This is a genomic window from Acinetobacter sp. WCHA55 (genome assembly GCF_002165305.2).
Taxonomy (GTDB): Bacteria; Pseudomonadota; Gammaproteobacteria; order Pseudomonadales; family Moraxellaceae; genus Acinetobacter.
The window spans coordinates 2,675,697-2,693,894 of record NZ_CP032286.1 but is presented as its reverse complement, the minus strand read 5'-3'; the positions used below and the strand labels follow the sequence as shown (position 1 = coordinate 2,693,894).

General features: G+C 40.8%; 15 protein-coding genes, 1 other RNA gene and 3 pseudogenes. 15 read left to right on the top strand and 4 right to left on the bottom strand.

Features of this window, described 5'->3' with window-relative positions; all coding sequences use genetic code 11:
• Positions 1-330: 330 nt before the first annotated feature.
• Together CDG62_RS15765 and CDG62_RS15760 are read left to right on the top strand one after the other, a co-directional pair.
• Complete coding sequence (locus CDG62_RS15765; protein ID WP_087528293.1) at positions 331-783, top strand: ABZJ_00895 family protein; 453 nt, start codon at positions 331-333, stop codon at positions 781-783.
• A gap of 53 nt (positions 784-836) precedes the next feature.
• Positions 837-1,757, top strand: coding sequence for a TIGR01777 family oxidoreductase (locus CDG62_RS15760; RefSeq protein ID WP_087528292.1), 921 nt, complete (start codon positions 837-839; stop codon positions 1,755-1,757).
• A gap of 7 nt (positions 1,758-1,764) precedes the next feature.
• On the opposite strand, the gene thiO is transcribed toward CDG62_RS15760, so the two are convergent.
• On the bottom strand, positions 1,765-2,874 hold the full coding sequence (gene thiO, locus CDG62_RS15755; protein ID WP_087528291.1) for a glycine oxidase ThiO: 1,110 nt from the start codon (positions 2,872-2,874) through the stop codon (positions 1,765-1,767).
• Positions 2,875-2,901: 27 nt separating this feature from the next.
• Positions 2,902-3,915: a porphobilinogen synthase gene (gene hemB / locus CDG62_RS15750; protein WP_087528290.1), complete on the bottom strand. Its 1,014-nt coding sequence runs from the start codon at positions 3,913-3,915 to the stop codon at positions 2,902-2,904.
• Between the two features lie 108 nt (positions 3,916-4,023).
• Between hemB and CDG62_RS15745 the strand changes: the two genes are divergently transcribed.
• The 3 genes from CDG62_RS15745 to CDG62_RS15735 all read left to right on the top strand — a co-directional run bounded on the left by CDG62_RS15745 (position 4,024) and on the right by CDG62_RS15735 (position 7,456).
• Positions 4,024-4,521: a thioesterase family protein gene (locus CDG62_RS15745; protein ID WP_087528289.1), complete on the top strand. Its 498-nt coding sequence runs from the start codon at positions 4,024-4,026 to the stop codon at positions 4,519-4,521.
• Between the two features lie 247 nt (positions 4,522-4,768).
• Positions 4,769-5,920 (top strand): efflux RND transporter periplasmic adaptor subunit, encoded by a 1,152-nt coding sequence (locus tag CDG62_RS15740; protein ID WP_087528288.1) that lies wholly within the window; start codon positions 4,769-4,771, stop codon positions 5,918-5,920.
• 6 nt (positions 5,921-5,926) lie between these two features.
• Positions 5,927-7,456, top strand: a complete 1,530-nt coding sequence (locus CDG62_RS15735; RefSeq protein ID WP_087528287.1) for a DHA2 family efflux MFS transporter permease subunit — start codon at positions 5,927-5,929, stop codon at positions 7,454-7,456.
• 101 nt (positions 7,457-7,557) lie between these two features.
• On the opposite strand, the gene glpK is transcribed toward CDG62_RS15735, so the two are convergent.
• Positions 7,558-9,042, bottom strand: coding sequence for a glycerol kinase GlpK (gene glpK, locus CDG62_RS15730; RefSeq protein WP_087528286.1), 1,485 nt, complete (start codon positions 9,040-9,042; stop codon positions 7,558-7,560).
• A gap of 130 nt (positions 9,043-9,172) precedes the next feature.
• On the opposite strand from glpK, the gene ssrA reads away from it, so the two are divergent.
• From ssrA to CDG62_RS15690, 8 genes and pseudogenes are all read left to right on the top strand, one after another.
• Positions 9,173-9,531, top strand: a transfer-messenger RNA (tmRNA) gene (ssrA, locus tag CDG62_RS15725).
• A gap of 179 nt (positions 9,532-9,710) precedes the next feature.
• A complete protein-coding gene (locus tag CDG62_RS15720; RefSeq protein WP_016654328.1) occupies positions 9,711-10,955 on the top strand; it encodes a tyrosine-type recombinase/integrase in 1,245 nt (414 codons plus the stop codon).
• 416 nt (positions 10,956-11,371) lie between these two features.
• A complete protein-coding gene (locus tag CDG62_RS15715) occupies positions 11,372-12,313 on the top strand; it encodes a phage/plasmid replication protein, II/X family (protein WP_322900182.1) in 942 nt (313 codons plus the stop codon).
• A 76-nt stretch (positions 12,314-12,389) separates the two neighbouring features.
• On the top strand, positions 12,390-12,569 hold the full coding sequence (locus CDG62_RS15710; RefSeq protein ID WP_322852864.1) for a hypothetical protein: 180 nt from the start codon (positions 12,390-12,392) through the stop codon (positions 12,567-12,569).
• Positions 12,570-12,691: 122 nt separating this feature from the next.
• Positions 12,692-13,441, top strand: a complete 750-nt coding sequence (locus CDG62_RS15705; protein WP_016654325.1) for a toll/interleukin-1 receptor domain-containing protein — start codon at positions 12,692-12,694, stop codon at positions 13,439-13,441.
• Between the two features lie 334 nt (positions 13,442-13,775).
• A pseudogene (locus CDG62_RS15700) lies at positions 13,776-14,321 on the top strand (tyrosine-type recombinase/integrase); the annotation flags it as partial.
• 55 nt (positions 14,322-14,376) lie between these two features.
• Positions 14,377-15,309: an IS5 family transposase gene (locus CDG62_RS15695; protein WP_087528927.1), complete on the top strand. Its 933-nt coding sequence runs from the start codon at positions 14,377-14,379 to the stop codon at positions 15,307-15,309.
• A 58-nt stretch (positions 15,310-15,367) separates the two neighbouring features.
• Positions 15,368-15,658 (top strand): iron-containing redox enzyme family protein, encoded by a 291-nt coding sequence (locus tag CDG62_RS15690; protein ID WP_228254405.1) that lies wholly within the window; start codon positions 15,368-15,370, stop codon positions 15,656-15,658.
• A 6-nt stretch (positions 15,659-15,664) separates the two neighbouring features.
• On the opposite strand, the gene CDG62_RS15685 is transcribed toward CDG62_RS15690, so the two are convergent.
• Positions 15,665-16,870, bottom strand: a complete 1,206-nt coding sequence (locus CDG62_RS15685) for an IS256 family transposase (RefSeq protein ID WP_004973108.1) — start codon at positions 16,868-16,870, stop codon at positions 15,665-15,667.
• 74 nt (positions 16,871-16,944) lie between these two features.
• Between CDG62_RS15685 and CDG62_RS15680 the strand changes: the two are divergent.
• A pseudogene (locus CDG62_RS15680) lies at positions 16,945-17,172 on the top strand (iron-containing redox enzyme family protein); the annotation flags it as partial.
• Positions 17,173-17,225: 53 nt separating this feature from the next.
• A pseudogene (locus tag CDG62_RS15675) lies at positions 17,226-18,172 on the top strand (IS5 family transposase).
• Positions 18,173-18,198 lie beyond the last annotated feature (26 nt).

Here is an 18,198-nt window from a genome sequence, read left to right as displayed (position 1 = left end):
TAGGGGCTTCTTCATCTATTGAGGTGAGAGTCTGCTGAAAAAGCAGAACTCAAAAAAATAAAGACCGACGATTCGAGTGATGATGAAATCGTCGGTCAAAGAAAACTGCTTCACGCTTAAATGTCGGCTGCTGACAACATTTAAATTTGGAGCCAATCTTATTGCTCTAGGAAAGGTCACCGTACGTATTGTGGATGCCAGTACAATGTTGACGGTTGCTGCGACCTTGTACCCTATTTAACGCACATCAACTTCGATTGGTTGACATGAAAATGAAAAAAAATTGATTTTTTTTTATAATGATTTTTTGGTTGGGTTTAAAGTAGCGCTATGATTTCGCTAACACGATATTTTCTCTGGTTTTTTTTCATATGTTTTATCTTTAGCTGTGTTTGTGGTGTACTCGCTGCACTACTTCCGACAGGGATGGGAGCAGTATTAACAGCTGTACCCTATTTGGTGGCCATGATTTGGGTTTTACATAAATTTATTAAGCAGCAACGCCGTGCGCCAACCCAAGCAGAACGTCAAAAACTCACTTTAGGTTTTAGTCTGATTTTTTGGAGCTATAACTTCGCCTTCCTCATGTTGGGCTTATTTATATTTGCGCAAGGTGATGCTGAAGTTTGGCAAAACTTTATCCTTTATGCCCAACAACCGCAATTTATCAGTGTGGTGGTGATTCTGATTTTATTACTTGCAATTCCGCTGTATGTGCTGACTTACTGGTTTTATGGTAAACAAGCAGAGCGTATGGCAGCAAAAATGATCGATCAATCGTAAAGCTTTATTCTAAATGTTATAGTTTGATCAAAAGCATCATTTGAGATCACGCTATGCAAAAAGAACGTGTATTGGTGACAGGAGCAAGTGGCTTTATTGGTTCAAACTTGCTCGATTATTTATTAGAAAAAGATTATGAAGTGATCGGTTTAAGCCGGCAGAAAAATCCTTCTAAAATTCATCCACATTTAACTTGGATTCAAGCTTTGGAAGAACTTAAGCATGATCGAATTGATTATGTGGTGAATTTGGCTGGGGAAAGTATTGCTCAGGGGCGTTGGACAGATGTTCGCAAACAAAAGCTGATCGCCAGTCGTGTTGATATGACAACGATGCTGTATCAATATCTTGCCAAAAGAAAGATTCAACCGAAATGCATTATTTCAGGTTCAGCGGTGGGCTATTATGGTATTGACCCGACTGAACAATGGACAGAACGTTGTACAGAACAGTCTCCACCGCAGTCAATTTTTATGTCGGAGTTATGTCAAAAGTGGGAGCAATCTGCGCGGCAAGACACAATGCAAAATACCAAAATCATCCGCTTGGGGGTGGTCTTTGGACGCGGGGCGGGCATTCTGTCGCAAATGTTGTTTCCGATTAAAATGAATCTGTGTGCTCGAATTGGTTCAGGACGACAACCTGTGGTGTGGGTGCATATTCAAGACGTGTTGCGAGCGATCGAGTTTTTGATGCTACATGAAACGACTGAGAAGGTCTTTAATGTCGTCAGTCCAGAAAAAGTCACCCAGTCGGCGTTTGCACAAACCGCAGCTCAAATTCTAAAACGTAAACCTTTACTTTCTTTGCCTGCTTTTGTGTTGAAATTGCTCTTAGGCGAGCAGTCTCAACTGGTGTTGAATGGTCAATTTGTTCGCCCTGAAGCATTGAAAGCACAGGGGTTCGACTTCAAATATCCCACTTTAAAAGAAGCTTTGATCCAGATTATCCAACCACAAAATTTATCTACATAGCATTAGATCAAACAAAACTGACTAAACGCTCAGGGCTATAGGCACTGGCGTCAACCGTTAAGCTTTGACTCAACATTAACTCGCGTAGTAGTCGAGCAGATGCGGGCCCCATACATAGACCATTTCTATAGTGACCAAAATTTGTCCAAAGATGGGCTATTTCAGGGAAGGGGCCAATATAAGGGACGCCAGTGGGTGAACTTGGGCGTAGACCCGCCCAATGTTTCACAATTGGAAAATTGGCCAGTTCAGGCACCATGTCCAAACAGGCTTTATAAATATTTTGTTGAGTTTGTAGGGAGGGGCGTTGGTCAAAACCGACATCCGCCATGCTTGAACCACAAACGATATGACCATCCAAACGTGGAATCAGATACATAACCTGATTCATACACATGGTTGGTAGCCAGTTTTCAGGGGTTTTAAACAGCAGCATTTGCCCTTGTACGGGATTCACTGGAATGCTGCATTGGAGTTGTTCAGACCAGTGCTGTGACCATGCACCTGTTGCTATCACCACATGATCGGCATGGTAACTTTGACCATCAGCTGTTTTGACCCCTTGAACTTGCTGATTGACTATGTCAAACCTATGCACCCATACTTGCTCATGAAAGGTGACTTGTGGCTGCCGTTTGAGATATTCCACAATCGACTTGAGCAGTCGAGGATTACGGACATTGGCCAACTGCGGAAAATGGATGGCTTGTTGAAAGTGCGTCGAAATGTGGGAATTGACCTGTTCCAGTTGCTCACGTTGCAAAAGTTCACAATGCTGCATCGGTTCTTGATGTTGGTCTTTATAATTTAGGCCAATGTCAAAATCAGCTTCATCAAAAATCAGCATACCTGTTTCATGGATTTCAAAATCTATCCCTGAAACGGGGCTGATTTTTTCATTCCATGCTTGATACATGCTTTTGCCATATTTGGCGAGGTCATTGACACTTTGTGGATAGCGCCACGGGTACATCGGGGAAAGAATCCCTCCACCTGCCCATGAAGCCGCTTGTCCCGCTTGCTGTTGGTCAAAAATCTCAACCGAACAACCATGTTCAATCAGCTCAAGCGCTGTCAGTAAGCCACTGATTCCTGCGCCAATGATGGCAATATGCATTGCAACTCAATCCTTTTATACGGGCTGTTATTTCATGTCTTTTAGTTTTAGTGCAGCTTCTTCTGCAAAATAGGTCCAGATGCCATCTGCACCTGCGCGGCGGCAGCTCATCAGTGATTCAATAATCACGTTGTCCGATAACCAGCCGTTTTGGATGGCCGCTGCGAGCATGGCATATTCGCCACTGACTTGGTAAACGAAAGTCGGCACGCCGAAGTTGTCTTTGACTTCACGAACAATGTCCAAATACGGCATACCTGGTTTCACAATCACCATGTCAGCCCCTTCTTGAATATCAAGGGCAATTTCATGTAAAGCTTCTGCGCGGTTGCCGACATCCATTTGATAGTTATATTTGTTGCCACCTTTAAGATTGCTGGATGAACCGACTGCATCACGGAAAGGGCCATAGAAGCTCGACGCGTATTTTGCTGAATAAGCCATGATTGAAGTGTAGATATGACCATTGGCTTCAAAGGCCTGGCGAATCGCACCGATACGACCATCCATCATGTCACTTGGTGCAAAAATATCTGCTCCAGCTTCAGCGTGGCTTAAACCCTGTTTGATGAGTGCTTCAACGGTTTCATCATTGAGTACATAACCCGTGTCATCAATAATGCCGTCTTGTCCATGCGTGGTATACGGGTCAAGTGCGCCATCGGTAATCAGCACCATTTCGGGTAATTCTTTTTTGAGCAGACGTAGTGTGTTTTGGACCACACCATCTTCACGCCATGCTGCTTCTGCACTTAAGCTTTTATCTTCTTGGGGAGTAACTGGAAATAGCGCCAGTTTGGATACGCCAAGTTCAAGTAAACGTTCCGCTTTTTTTAAGAGTAAGTCCGCAGATAGGCGCTGAACATTCGGCATACTGGGAACGTCTTGTATTTGATTTTGTCCAGGTAACACAAATACGGGATAGATAAGATGATCTGTCGTTAAATGGGTCTCGCGAACCATAGAGCGCAGATGTTCATTTTTACGAATACGGCGCATGCGAGTAGCGGGGAAGGCGGGACGATTGAACGTATAGGTCATACAAATCTCGATAATCGGTATTAAACTAGGTCAGTATTGTAGACCTATCTTATGGCTTTGGGCACATATTGACGGGTTTTTATTGTTTTAAGAGTGAAGCAGATTGTTATGAGTAGTGGTGAAAAAAGCTGGACGGGCAGCATACACTTAGGAGCAAAAGTGGATATTGAGGTGGTTTTTGAGCAGTTGGTTAAGGCTTTTAATGCGTCGCCATTTTTTAAGCACAACACCATGACTATGCGAGTCGTTGATGGGCAAATTGAAGCCTATATCGATATGCAAGATTACTTAATTGGCAATGTTGCATTCCAAATTTTACACGGGGGCGTGGCTGCAACGGTTTTAGACAGTATTGGTGGTATTGTAGCGATGGGGGAACTGTACAAAAAAGCGGAACCTGACACGATTGCGGACACCATTAAAAAAGTATCTCGTTTAGCTACAGTGGATATGAGAGTTGATTATCTCGCGCCGGGACGTGGAAAATACTTTATTGCCCGTGCTGAAACCTTAAGATTGGGGCGTAAAGGCTGCACGATGCGCATGACCATGGTCAATGATGAAGGCAAATCGATTGCAACAGCGATTGCTTCCTATGCTTATTAGTTTTAAATTAATTAAGTAATTAATATTCAAGTGAAATTTACAGTATCTAATAGGAAGTTAGATGCTGAAAACTAAAATAGACTGAGCAGTTACAATTTATTTTCTCAAAATGTGATTATTTGCTCTTAGAATGCATCAAATTTTATTGTGACTTTCTCATCGACACCAATGCAGACAATACTTGTCTGATGTCCCTTTCGTAGGGATGATGCCGGCTGACCAAGTCTGTTAGATTTAGGAAAAATCAATGACAGATGCCTCAAATACACTGCCAGATACTGATCCAGCCGATCAAATCAATGATCAAGCACTGAAAGCCAAACGTAAGAAAAGCTTAGGTTTTGTGGCTGTGATTCTGATCATTGCTGCCATTATATTCTTGATCTGGAAACTGTTCTTTAACCATTCTGTTTCAACTGATAATGCGTATGTGGGGGCGGAAACGGCCTCGATTACCTCTATGGTGACAGGCCAAGTTGAAAAAGTTTTGGTCAGTGACACGCAAACTGTAAAGAAAGGCGATGTGCTGGTTTTGGTCGATCATCGTGATGCTGAAATTGCTGTAGCGCAAGCTCAGGCCGAATTACTTAAAGCACAGCGCCAATATAAGCAAAGTGCGGCCAACAGCAGCTCTTTAAACTCGCAAGTCTTTGTGAGTGATGACGCCATTCACAGTGCTGAAGCACAAGTGGCTAAAGCGAAAGCAGAGTTGGATAAAGCGCAAGATGACTTGAATCGTCGTCAGCAGTTGAGTGCCACGGGTGCGATTTCTAAAGAAGAATTAAGCACGGCACAAGCTGCTTTAAATAATGCGCAAGCAGGTTATAACTTGGCACAGGCTGGTTTAGCTCAAGCAAAGTCGAGCCAAAAAGCGGCACAAAGCAATTTGGCTGCCAATGAAGCTTTAATTCAGGGTAGCAATGAAAACTCGATGCCTGATGTTTTAGTGGCACAAGCAAAATTAAAACAAGCTTTGTTAGACCTAGAACGTACAGAAATAAAAGCGCCTTTTGATGGTGTGGTGACAAGCCGGAAAATCCAAGTTGGACAACGTGTGGCACCGGGTTCAGTGCTCATGATGTTGGTTCCTATTTCACAGTTATATGTCGATGCGAATTTTAAAGAAAGTCAGCTTGAAAATGTACGCCCAGGTCAAAAAGCAGTTTTAACCTCAGACCTTTATGGTGACTCGGTTGAGTTTCATGGCACGGTTTTGGGCTTCTCTGGTGGAACAGGTTCTGCCTTCGCGTTGATTCCTGCACAAAATGCTACAGGCAACTGGATTAAAGTGGTACAGCGTTTGCCTGTACGTATTCAGCTCGACCCAAAAGAGTTGGCTGAACATCCTTTACGTGTTGGCTTGTCGATGGAAGCTCAAATCGATTTGAAATCGAAGTAGTTGCTCATGAATAGCTATGTTCCCTATGGTGACCTAAAGGGTGGTCGCCTGATGTTGGCGGCTTTCGTCCTTGCATTGGCCAACTTTATGGTCGTGCTAGACATGACCATTGCCAATGTCTCTGTGCCTCATATTACGGGAAGTCTTGCTGTATCGAGTTCGCAAGGGACATGGGTGATTACCTCTTATGCCGTGGCTGAAGCGATTTGTGTTCCCTTAACAGGCTGGCTTGCAGGTCGTTTTGGAGGGGTAAGGGTTTTTACCTTAAGTCTGATTGGCTTCACTATATTTTCGGTACTGTGTGGTTTATCGACCAGTTTAGAAATGCTGGTTTTCTGCCGAATTGGTCAAGGTTTATTTGGTGGCCCGATCATGCCGCTCAGTCAGATGTTACTGATGCGGATTTTCCCTCCAGAAAAGCAATCCCAAGCGATGGGCATGTGGGCAATGACGACGGTGGTTGGCCCGATTCTTGGTCCTATTTTAGGAGGAACAATCAGTGACAACATGTCTTGGCATTGGATTTTCTTTATTAATATTCCTGTTGGGATTGCGTGTGCATTTGCTGCGATGCGTCTGCTTAAACCTGCGGAAACTGCAACGGCTAAACTCAAAATTGATCGCGGTGGATTGATCCTCCTGATTTTATGGATTGGGGCATTACAGCTCATGCTCGATTTGGGGCATGAACGTGACTGGTTTAATAGCCCTGTGATCGTGGTACTGGCTTTAACGGCTGTGATTGGCTTAGTGATTTTTACCATTTGGGAGCTGACCGAAAGGCATCCAGTGGTGAATATCCAAATCTTTAGATACCGTAGTTTCACGATTTCTGTCTTGGCACTGGCCTTTGGTTTTGGCGCATTTTTTGGCAGTATCGTGCTGATTCCGCAGTGGTTACAGATCAATTTGGGATATACCGCAACTTGGGCCGGCTATTTAACGGCAACCATGGGTTTTGGTAGTTTAGCCATGTCACCCATTGTGGCGAAATTGGCAACTAAATATGACCAACGTGCACTGGCCAGTTTTGGTTTGAGCATCTTGGGCGGGGTGACCTTGATGCGCTCGTTCTGGACCACAGATGCGGACTTTTTTGCGTTGGCACTGCCACAAATCTTGCAAGGTTTTGCTGTACCATTTTTCTTTATCCCATTATCAAACATGGCACTGTCATCAGTATTGCCACAGGAAATGGCATCTGCTGCAGGTTTAATGAACTTCTTAAGAACTATGGCAGGGGCGATAGGTGCATCTATTGCTGTCACCATTTGGGATGATCATACTAAAGTTGCACGAAGCGAAATGGTCGGCAGTTTGCATACAGATCAAACCCAGTTGGTGTTGATGCAGCAGGGAATGAGTGCAGAAAGTGCATTAGGCTATATTTCTAGTTTGGTGGATAAAGAAGCGTTGACCTTGTCAGCAAACTATATTTTTCTGATCTTGGCTTTGGTGTTTCTATTTGCAGCATCTATTATTTGGCTGTGTCCTAAACCTAAAATTGGGACAGGCGGTGGCGGGCATGCACATTAGGATAATAAAAAACCGCTTTTAGAAGCGGTTTTTTTATTTTGCATGTTATGCAGTTTTATGATGTTTTGATTATGTCAAAAACAGTAGGGACCTTTTTTAATTCAAAGGTCTGACTTTGCACGCTTTAAGGCGGATTGCCATTGTTGCAAATGAAACTCACGTTGATCTGGACTCATTTGGGGTTCAAAAGCACGTTCAAGCTGCCAAGACTGTGCAATCTCGTCCAAATTTGAAAATACGCCACATCTTAAGCCTGCCATGGCTGCCGCGCCCCATGCAGTCGACTCCTGCATCTTAGGGCGTAGCACGGGCACATTCAAAATATCGGCTTGAAACTGCATAAGCATATCATTCTGACTAGCACCACCATCGACACGGAGCTCTTTCAGCGGCTGCTGAATATCGGCTTGCATAGCGGTCAGCACATCCGAGACTTGAAAGGCAATGGACTCTAAGGCTGCACGGGCGATATGGGCCTTATTGGTTCCTCGCGACATTCCACATAATAGGGCACGTGCTTCGCTGTCCCAATGTGGCGCACCGAGCCCAGTAAAGGCAGGAACCAGCATGACGCCATCGGTATCTTTAACTGTACAAGCTAACTTTTCAACATCGCTACTTTTTTGAATAATGCCTAAATTATCCCTAAGCCACTGAACAATCGCACCTGCCATAAATACACTGCCTTCTAGAGCATAGGTGGTTTGATGTTGCGTTTTCCAGCCTAGCGTCGAAAGCAGTTTATTTTTACTGTATTGAACGGTCTCGCCTGTATTGAACAGCATAAAACAACCTGTGCCATAGGTGTTTTTGGCAGTCCCAGTCTCAAAACAGGACTGTCCAAATAGTGCAGATTGTTGGTCGCCTAGTATGCCTGTAATTGGAATATTGGCACCGAGTAAGCCTGCCGCGGTATCAGCGACATAGGTGTCTGAGTTGATGATTTTTGGAAGTAATGCAGGTGGAATATTAAATAGATCTAATAGCTCTTCATCCCACTGTTGCGTACTTAAGTTCATTAGCATGGTACGAGACGCATTGCTGACTTCGATGACATGTTGAGCACCGTGGGTCAGATTCCAAATCAGCCAACTATCAATCGTGCCAAAAGCCACATGACCCTGTTCAGCCAATGCGCGTAGACCGTTGACATGCTCAAGTAACCAGACCAATTTTCCTGCACTAAAATAAGGGTCGATTCGTAGTCCAGTTTTGGATTGAATCTTATCTTTTAGGTTTTGCTGTAGGAGCTGATTGCACCATTCAAATGCACGACGGTCTTGCCAGATAATCGCTGGTGCAAGCGGCTGTCCTGTGCGCTTATCCCAAACCACAGTTGTTTCTCTTTGATTGGTAAGACCAATAGCTTTGATATCTTTGGCTAAAATACGAGCAGAGGCTAGAGCCTGCTGCACAACGGCAATTTGTGAGCTCCAAATCTCTTGGGCATCTTGTTCTACCCAGCCTGATTGAGGGGTATGTATACGTGTTTCGCGTTGCGCCGTTGCCTGAACTTGACCTTGTTCATTGAAAATAATGGCACGACTCGAAGTGGTTCCTTGGTCGAGTGCAAGTAAGTAGCTCATAAATTATTTTATTGTTGGACTTGAAAAGCAAAATATTAACGCAATTATGTAATTAAGCGCATCAATATGTGTGTTTGTTTAGAAAATAGATCGTATTTTCTGGCAACTATGCTATGATTGGCGCTACTTTGGGGGTGTTTCTGGCTTCGACGCTGGTGATGAAACTCATAGATGCATGTCGAGAGCGCATTTTCTCTCGTAAATCAAATTTGCATTTTTTAGTCGCAAACGACGAATCATACGCTCTAGCTGCCTAAGGGCAGCTTGTCCGCCTCTCTGAATACTTGTGGTTAGAGAGTCCGACTGAAGCGCACGCACACAAGTCCGTATAAAACCAAGCCTCGGGGTTTTGTACTAAATTAAGAGGATCGCGATTTGTACCCTGTTCGTCGGGTCACAAAGAGTTAAAACAGTAGACGATATCTAAGCATGTAGTATTCTCGAGCGTAGTGCTGGCGGACGCGGGTTCAACTCCCGCCACCTCCACCAAATACTTAAATTTGTATAACGCAATATGATGTTATATAAGTAAATAAAGCTTAAATCTTAATGGTTTAGGCTTTTTTTATGCCTGTTTATGCCGTTATATGAAGTTTCTTATAGCTTGTTGCTGTGTATGGTAGTGTGTATAGTGTGAGTTAGTGAAAAGCCACCATACAAGACATGCGATGAAAAAATCAGATGTAAAGTCTTATCCGATGCGAGATACCGTATTAGGTTCATTGGAAGCAGAAGAAAAAGAGTACCGCATTAATGACGGAAATAACTTACATTTTGTAGTTCACCCTAAAGGCAATAAGCGATGGGAGCTAAGGTATAAAAAGCCTAGCACTGGTAAGTGGTCATGGGTTGGTTTAGGTACATATCCTGAAGTTGGTGGAAGCTTTGCAAGAAAGAGAGCTGATGAGGCTCGTAAGTTAATTGCTCAAGGTGTTGATCCAGTTGTACAGAAAGCGGAAGTTAGACTAGCGACATTGGAGCAAGGGGCTTTTACTTTTCAACAACTCGCTGAAGAGTTTTATCTTACAAAAACATGGACACCAGATACTAAGGCTAGGAATTTAGGTGCATTAAATAACCATGTCATGCCTGCAATGGGTAAGAAAGATTACCGAAATATCACTAAGCAAGAATGGCATGCTCTCTTTCAAGAGATACAAAACAAGCTGAATCCTCGTACAGGTAAACCGATTATTGAAACAGGGCAGCGCGTTACAGCATTGGTGCGTGAAATTTATGATTATGCTGAGGTAACAGGGAAAGCAACTTACAATCCTATTACTAATTTGCATAAGTATCTGAAAAAGCACGAAAGTAATGGGATGAAGCATGTAGGTGATGAGGAGCTACCAGCATTATTACGAGCTATAGATAAGTATCCAGCATTGGATACACGTATTGGTCTTAAATTGCTTTCAATACTCTTTAACAGACCATCGGAGTTGCGAGAGGCGGTATGGGAAGAGTTTGATTTGGAAAAGGGTATATGGTTAATTCCAGCATCAAGAATGAAGATGGGAAAAGAGCATAAAATCCCATTGGCAAAGCAAGCTTTGGAGTTACTTCAAGAGTTAAAACAATTAACAGGTCATTCACCTTATTTATTTCCCAGCAGAAGCAGTAAAAATAAACCTAAGTCGGATACGGTCTTTATCGAAGCTTTAAAGAGAATGGGCTATGGTGGAAAGCAAAACCCTCATGGATTTCGTCATATTGCCAGTACAATTTTAAATAACCAGTTTAGTGATAAGCCTCAAGTGGTGGAAGCTTGTTTAGCACATACTAAAAATGGTGTTAAAGGCACATACGATAAAGCGACTCATTTTGATGAGCGAAAAGTCATGATGCAATGGTATGCCGATTATTTGGAAAAGCTAGCTGATGAAAATGTTATTCAATTTAAGAAGGCTTGATATTTTAAAATCATGCCTAAAACGCCGTTGGGTGTAGTTCAGATTGTTAAACCCTGTGTATACAAATTGTCGATACGTTCCTAATGTCAGGCATGCTGGTTCCCCACGCTCACTGTTAATTATTTAAAATTAGGGATAGGTTTTTAGGGATGGAAAGGGTTTAACAATGAGCTTAAGTGATTAAAAAACAATCGAATAACAGTTGAAATATTTTTATGAATGGATTATATTGGGAAGTCTTATGTTATATGTTAATGCAACATAACGGAATAATTGTGCAATTGCATAGTTAATTTCTGAGTTACCTAGAATCAAGGTAAGACAATCTAAAACTTAACTGCTCTACATCTAGTTCAAAAAGAACTATCGAGGTGTGGGGTTTTCTGCATTCTAAATTTTATTAAAGGAGAAATACCATCCAAAACCTAAACCTTAACTTAGCAACTAACGAGGAAAAGCCTAAGCTAAATTTATACGCAATTGATTACTTAAAAGTAGAATTACAACTAACCAATAATCCAAGTGAATTATCTGAAAAAGTAGTAGTACCTTTTATTAAGTTCGATGGTGAGTATCAGCAACAACAAGAATCATATGGTCAGAAATGGATAATTGGTTCTCATGGTAATCAGCTAAAGATTAAATCCAAGAATGAAAATACAGTATTTATAGAAGGTAACTTCTTTAAATGGTTGTATGGACATAATGTTACGGGTAGTACTGATTTAATAAAATTGGTTACTGATACTGTCAATGAATTATTAGTAGGGAACTTGAAAGGATTGCAACCAACTGCTGAAGAGTTGGAGAACCTCAAACAGGGTTATTTTAAGATCTATCGTATTGACTTGAATAAAGCGATTCTATTTGACGATAAAAAGCAAGCTCAATTGTATTTGGCAAAGATAAAAGAGCATGGTACTTATCCACGGCGTAAGAAAGAAACGCACGGTAATGGTACTTACTTTGGTTTGAAGAGTACACGTACAACTCTGCTTTATTACCATAAAGGCACTGAGGTTAGTACGCACAAAAAGCAGCACAAACGAATCACAGCAGAATTGCAAGCCTATGCAGATTGTATGGTTCGATGTGAGGTACGTTTATATAGTCAGCATTTGCGTGATAACAATTTAAATTATGGTCATGTTTGGGATGATGATTTGGTTGTGAAAACAGTTGATGAGCAGCATGCACTTTTGCATTTACCACCTCAGATAGCTGAAAAGGACTTGCCTCCGAAGTATGTAAGATTCTTGGCAACCTATAAGCAGGGAGCATTGCCAATAGCCTATACAGCATCTACTACAGTGCGATTTAAGCGCGATTTAGCTAATAAGTATGGAATATTGGTATGAATGGAAAACGAGGCTATAACACGCAATATAACGGTTTTAAGGGGATATAAATAGGATGCAAAAACTAAGATTAACAATGAACGAAACTTGCCATTTTTTATCTGTACAACGCGATAAGTTGAATAAAATGGTTAAGGATGATGCGAGTTTTCCTCGACCAATTAAAGAGGGTACAAGCAGGCAAGCTGCTGTGTACTTTGATCGTGTAGAGATCGAGGGATGGTGGGAAGAGAAAAAGCAGGCTCGTTATAGCTGATCTTTGAAAAATGCCAAGGTTACTTATTTGGGTTGGTACCTTGGCTTTATATTTGTTTTATTTTAAATTGTTTTTACTAAAAAATTAATTTCATTCTTAATAATATCTAAAGGAGCTTTAAAGTGAGTAATAAGCCAATTGTTTTCGTAAGTCATGCAGCTGTAGATTCTGAAATAGCTACTTTATTTAAAAGTGATGTGGAAAAAAGCTTTTTAGGTTTATGCCAACTGTTTGTGTCTTCAAATTTAGATAGCATTCAAGGGGGTAAAGAATGGATGCAAGAAATAAAAACAAATTTATCAGAAGCAGCTGTTTTAATTAGTTTAATATCGCCTGTATCGATTACTAGACCTTGGATTTATGCTGAATTTGGTGCTGGATGGATACGAGGTATTCCTACAATCTCTGTATGTCATTCAGGGCTTAGAAAAGATCAATTACCTGTACCATTGTCGCATTTTCAGGCTTTAGACTTGTTAGATGAAATGCACCTTGAGCATTTATATGGGCAAATTAGTTTAGCTATTGGTTGTCATAAGCCAGAAAAAGATTATTCTAAACTTACTGAAAAATATAGAGAAATAACAGAAACAAATCGGAAAAAAAGATCTATAAAGCAATGGCATGCTAATATTCAGCAATGGAATCCTGAGTTCACAAAAGTGTTTCGTGGTGAATCTGTTGAAATTCTTATTCCTGCTGAAGTTGATTTTGCTTTTAGAGAGTTTAAAAATGAAATTGAATTGCAAAAGATCCTTGTTTTAGAACCTAAAGGTATGTCTATGGGGACAAGAGTTGGAATGCAAGCGACAAATTGGTTGGTGTCGCAGGGGGAGAATTTTAAAGATTTTCAAAAAATAGTTACTGAATAAGTTGGAAGAACTTACGATTTAATCTAGATAAAATTCTGTTAACTCAACTTAATGAAATGTATGGTATTTTGTATGGTTGGTATTTTTTATTAATTTATTTATATAAATTACAATTAGTTATATTTTAAATTTAATTGACGCCACCCCACCAAAATTCAATTCAGAGCTGTTCGACTGAATGTAAAAAAGCCTTTAAACTCAATGTTTAAAGGCTTTTTTATTGCTTTGTTTGTCCGATTCTATCCAAAGCTGTTTGACCCTATTTTTGCTTTTTGGGGGTCAAAATTGGGACAATTTGACCCAGAAATTAACACTTAATATTCTGGTTAAAGTTATGGCACTCACAGATACTGAATGTAAAAAGTCTCAACCAAGAGATAAACAATATCGTCTTTCAGATAGCAATGGTCTTTCTTTAAGAATTGACCCTAATGGGAACAAATATTGGAATGTACGAATTTCAGTCCAAGGGCAGCGTAAATCTGAATCTCTAGGAAAGTACCCTGAAGTAAGTCTAAAGAAAGCTCGTGAGTTAGCTTATGAACTTAAATATAAATATTCTAAAGCTGAAAAATTAGATGAGCTTAAACCATTATTTCGTGAAGTAGGTGAAGATTGGTTTGATAACCAAAAAGATACGTGGTCGCATAAACATATTTTGAATGTTCGAGCATCTCTGGATGAGCTTTATGTATGCTTAGGAGATAAGAGAATCAATCAAATTACAGCCCCTGAAATATTACAAATTATCAAAAAAATTGAAGCACGTGGTTCTCTAGAGATAGCGAAACGAACATTGTCACGTTGTGGTATGGTGATGAAGTACGCTATTGCACACGGCTATCGCTACGATAATCCTGCAGGCGATTTGGTCTATGCACGGCTTTGTTGCACAAAGCTGTTCTTAAGGGCTTCTTCAGCAATATAATTTCCAAATGAAGAAGCCTACACACAAAATCTACCGCACAACCAATTGGCCCGCATATAACCGAGCTCTCATTAATCGTGGGAATATTGCCATTTGGTTCGATCCAAAAACACAATGGTATGCAGAACCTCAAGGCAAACAAGGTCGAAGTCAAACCTACTCCGACATAGCGATTCAATGCTGTTTGATGATCAAATCTCTATTTAGACTTACTTTACGCATGGTCACTGGCTTTGTTCAAAGCTTAATTAAACTTTGTGGATTAGATTGGACAGCACCAGATTACAGTACGCTTTGTAGAAGACAAAAGCATATTGATATTGCAATTAGTTATCAGAAAAACAGTGATGGGCTTCATCTACTCGTAGACTCTACTGGCTTAAAGTTTTTGGGCGAAGGTGAATGGAAACGTAAAAAGCATCAGTCTGAATATCGTCGCCAATGGTGTAAACTTCATATTGGTATAGATGCTAGAACCCTGCAAATACGAGCCGTTCAGCTCACGACCAACAATGTAAGTGATTCACAGGTGCTTGGGGATTTACTCAATCAGATTCCATTGGATGAGCAGATTGACTCCGTATATACCGATGGCGCTTATGACACCAAGCAATGCCGACAGGTCATTGCAGATCGGCAAGCACATGCAGTGATTCCACCTAGAAAAAATGCCAAGCCTTGGAAAGATAAAAAAGTTCATTCGCTAGAGCGAAATGAATTACTTCGCACTGTTAAACGTTTAGGCAGGACACTATGGAAAAAATGGTCGGGCTACCATCAGCGAAGTCTGGTTGAAACCAAGATGCACTGCATCAAATTATTAGGCGATAAACTCAGTGCTAGGAACTTTCAAAGCCAAGTCAACGAGGTACATGCTCGTATAGCCATTTTAAATAGATTTACAGAATTAGGCCGACCTCATACCCAAGTTGTCACTTAAATTTGAGCAACTTAGGAAAGCTCTATCTTTAAGGGCTTTATGCAACAAAGCCGTCTGGATGCAGAAACAAAATAAAACACAATGCTTGCATTACAAAGAGTACTTAGAAAGGCGTGAAAATGGGAGTGCAAGGGAGTTTTTTGGAACTACAAGTAAAGCTTATGAATTTTTATACAAAGTAGCACCTACCAAACGTGTAGACGGGGCTTGGCTTTATAGCTTTATGCAGTACTGGAATGATCCAGCTTTTAGAGACTTTATACAGATATATGTTGAGGAGTTGGGGCTAGGTTCTAGTCAAAGTAACCATGTAAAACTTTTGAGGGCGTTCAAAGTTCTGTGTCAGTAAATTTGACTAGATTTTAATTATATCATCTAATCGACCTTCAAAGTAAATGGATAATTGAGTAATGGTTTGTCCCCATTCCTGAATAGGCATTGTCCATTTTTCTGATGCCTGTTGAATACCAATATACAGTAATTTCATCAGACTATCCTCATTGGGGAAAGCTCCTTTGGTTTTGGTTAGTTTGCGGAATTGACGATGTACGGCTTCAACGGCATTGGTGGTGTAAATCGGCTTCCTAATCGCTTTAGGGTATTTGAAATAGGCGGATAGTAGATGCCATTTGGTACGCCATGACTGAATGACCACACCATATTTTTCGCCCCATTTTTCTTCTAGCTCATCCAGTGCTACTTCTGCCGCCCCTTTGGTATCAGCACGGTAAATTGGCTTTAAATCAGCCATAAATGCCTTCTGATCTTTACTGGCAACATAGCGTAAAGAATTACGGATTTGATGAACGATACACAGTTGTATTTCTGTTTGAGGGTAAATCGCTGCTATGGCTTCGGGGAAACCTTTTAGTCCATCTACACAGGCAATCAGAATATCCTGAACACCACGATTTTGTAGGTCTGTCAGTACACTAAGCCAATGGTTCGCCCCTTCGCTTTCCGACAAATGCAAGCCGAGTAGTTCCTTCTTACCTTCAACATTTAAAGCTAAAATGGTATAGATCGCTTTGCTCACATAAACACCTTTATCCTTCACTTTGTAATGTATGGCATCTAACCAAACAAAGGGATAAATTGTATCGAGTGGGCGTTGTTTCCATGCTTGTAACTGAGGGAGGAGCTTATCTGTAATATTGGTGATAGCACCATCTGAAATCTCCAATCCATACATATCAGCAACATGCTTTTGAATATCACGATAGCTCATACCAAGTGCATAGAGTGATATGATTTTATTGTCAATTTCTTCTGATAATTTGGTCTGGTTCTTTTTAACTAACTGTGGCTCAAATTCACCATTTCGATCTCTAGGGGTTTCAAGCTCAAATGAACCTGATGTAGATTTTACTGTCTTGCGAGTATAGCCATTGCGGCGATTACCTTGTTTCGGATTCGCTTCAATGTAATTCTCGATTTCTGCTTCAAGAGCAGCTTCGGTCAGCTGTTTAATTAAAGGGGTGAGTATGCCATTTTCTCCAGTCAGTGCTTGTCCTGACTGGAGTTGTTTTAAGGCTGTTTCAAAATCAAATGTAGTTGCCATAGTGCATCATTCCTGTTTTTAACAGTTTAAGGAAATGACACAGTTTTTTGAACACTACCAAACTTTTCAATAAATTACTTCTATCACTTGGGCTTAATCAATTTTCAATGAATTTACCTGATGAATATTATCACCAGTCAGCAATACAATTAGCTTTAGCTTATGCTCCATCAGATTTTATACCCGAGGTTGCAGGTTTTAATTTCGGATACGAACAACTACCACTTCATTTACTGATTACAAATTATGAACTTAAAGAGTTAGGTATTGATTCCAAATATTTTAACCTACACATTACAATGGCTTTGTTGCACAAAGCTATTCTTAAAGGCTTCTTCATCAATATAATTTCCAAATGAAGAAGCCTGCATCTAAAATTTATCGCACAACGAATTGGTCCTCTTATAACCAAGCTCTAATCAAGCGAGGAAATATTTCAATTTGGTTTGATCCTCAGACTCAATGGTATGCTCAGCCACAAGCTAAGCATGGAAGAAATCAAACTTATTCTGATACAGCAATTCAGTGCTGTTTGATGATCAAATCTATCTTTCGACTTTCTTTGCGTATGGTCACAGGCTTTGTACAAAGCCTAATTCAACTCAGTGGGTTAAGTTGGACAGCACCGAATATCAGTGATATTCGTATTCCACACTTTGCCGACGACAAAAGCAGATTGATATTGCGATCAGCTATCAAAAAAGTCATGAAGGATTACATCTATTGATAGACTCAACTGGCCTTAAGTTTTTAGGCGAAGGAGAATGGAAACGCAAGAAACATCAGCCTGAATATCGTCGGCAATGGCGTAAACTGCATATTGGTATAGATGCTAAAACCTTGCAAATACGAGCTGTACAGCTCACAACAAATCATGTCAGTGATTCACAAGTCTTGGATGTTCTGCTGAATCAAATCCCATCTGATGAACGTATTGATTCTGTCTATACGGATGGAGCATATGACACGAAATTGTGCAGACAAGTGATTTCAGATCGTCATGCACATGCCATAATTCCTCCAAGAAAAAATGCAAGGCCATGGAAAGATAAGAAATTGGGATCTTTAGAGAGAAATGAATTATTGAAAACAGTCAAACGTCTAGGAAGAACGCTTTGGAAAAAGTGGTCTGGTTATCATCGGCGTAGTTTGGTCGAAACCAAGATGCATTGCATCAAATTACTGGGCGATAGACTACATTCAAGAAACTTTCAAAGCCAAGTGAATGAGATCCATGCACGTATAGCCGTGTTAAATAAATTTACAGAATTAGGCCGACCTCATACCCAAGTTGTCACTTAAATATGAGCAACTTAGGAAAGCTCTAT

Coding starts and splice junctions, on each gene's coding strand:
- CDG62_RS15690 (WP_228254405.1), top strand. CDS start 15,368: ATGCAGAAACAAAATAAAACACAATGCTTGCATTACAAAGAGTACTTA.
- CDG62_RS15720 (WP_016654328.1), top strand. CDS start 9,711: ATGAAAAAATCAGATGTAAAGTCTTATCCGATGCGAGATACCGTATTA.
- CDG62_RS15735 (WP_087528287.1), top strand. CDS start 5,927: ATGAATAGCTATGTTCCCTATGGTGACCTAAAGGGTGGTCGCCTGATG.
- thiO (WP_087528291.1), bottom strand. CDS start 2,874: ATGCATATTGCCATCATTGGCGCAGGAATCAGTGGCTTACTGACAGCG.
- CDG62_RS15685 (WP_004973108.1), bottom strand. CDS start 16,870: ATGGCAACTACATTTGATTTTGAAACAGCCTTAAAACAACTCCAGTCA.
- CDG62_RS15745 (WP_087528289.1), top strand. CDS start 4,024: ATGAGTAGTGGTGAAAAAAGCTGGACGGGCAGCATACACTTAGGAGCA.
- CDG62_RS15765 (WP_087528293.1), top strand. CDS start 331: ATGATTTCGCTAACACGATATTTTCTCTGGTTTTTTTTCATATGTTTT.
- glpK (WP_087528286.1), bottom strand. CDS start 9,042: ATGAGCTACTTACTTGCACTCGACCAAGGAACCACTTCGAGTCGTGCC.
- CDG62_RS15740 (WP_087528288.1), top strand. CDS start 4,769: ATGACAGATGCCTCAAATACACTGCCAGATACTGATCCAGCCGATCAA.
- CDG62_RS15760 (WP_087528292.1), top strand. CDS start 837: ATGCAAAAAGAACGTGTATTGGTGACAGGAGCAAGTGGCTTTATTGGT.
- CDG62_RS15695 (WP_087528927.1), top strand. CDS start 14,377: ATGAAGAAGCCTACACACAAAATCTACCGCACAACCAATTGGCCCGCA.
- CDG62_RS15710 (WP_322852864.1), top strand. CDS start 12,390: ATGAACGAAACTTGCCATTTTTTATCTGTACAACGCGATAAGTTGAAT.
- hemB (WP_087528290.1), bottom strand. CDS start 3,915: ATGACCTATACGTTCAATCGTCCCGCCTTCCCCGCTACTCGCATGCGC.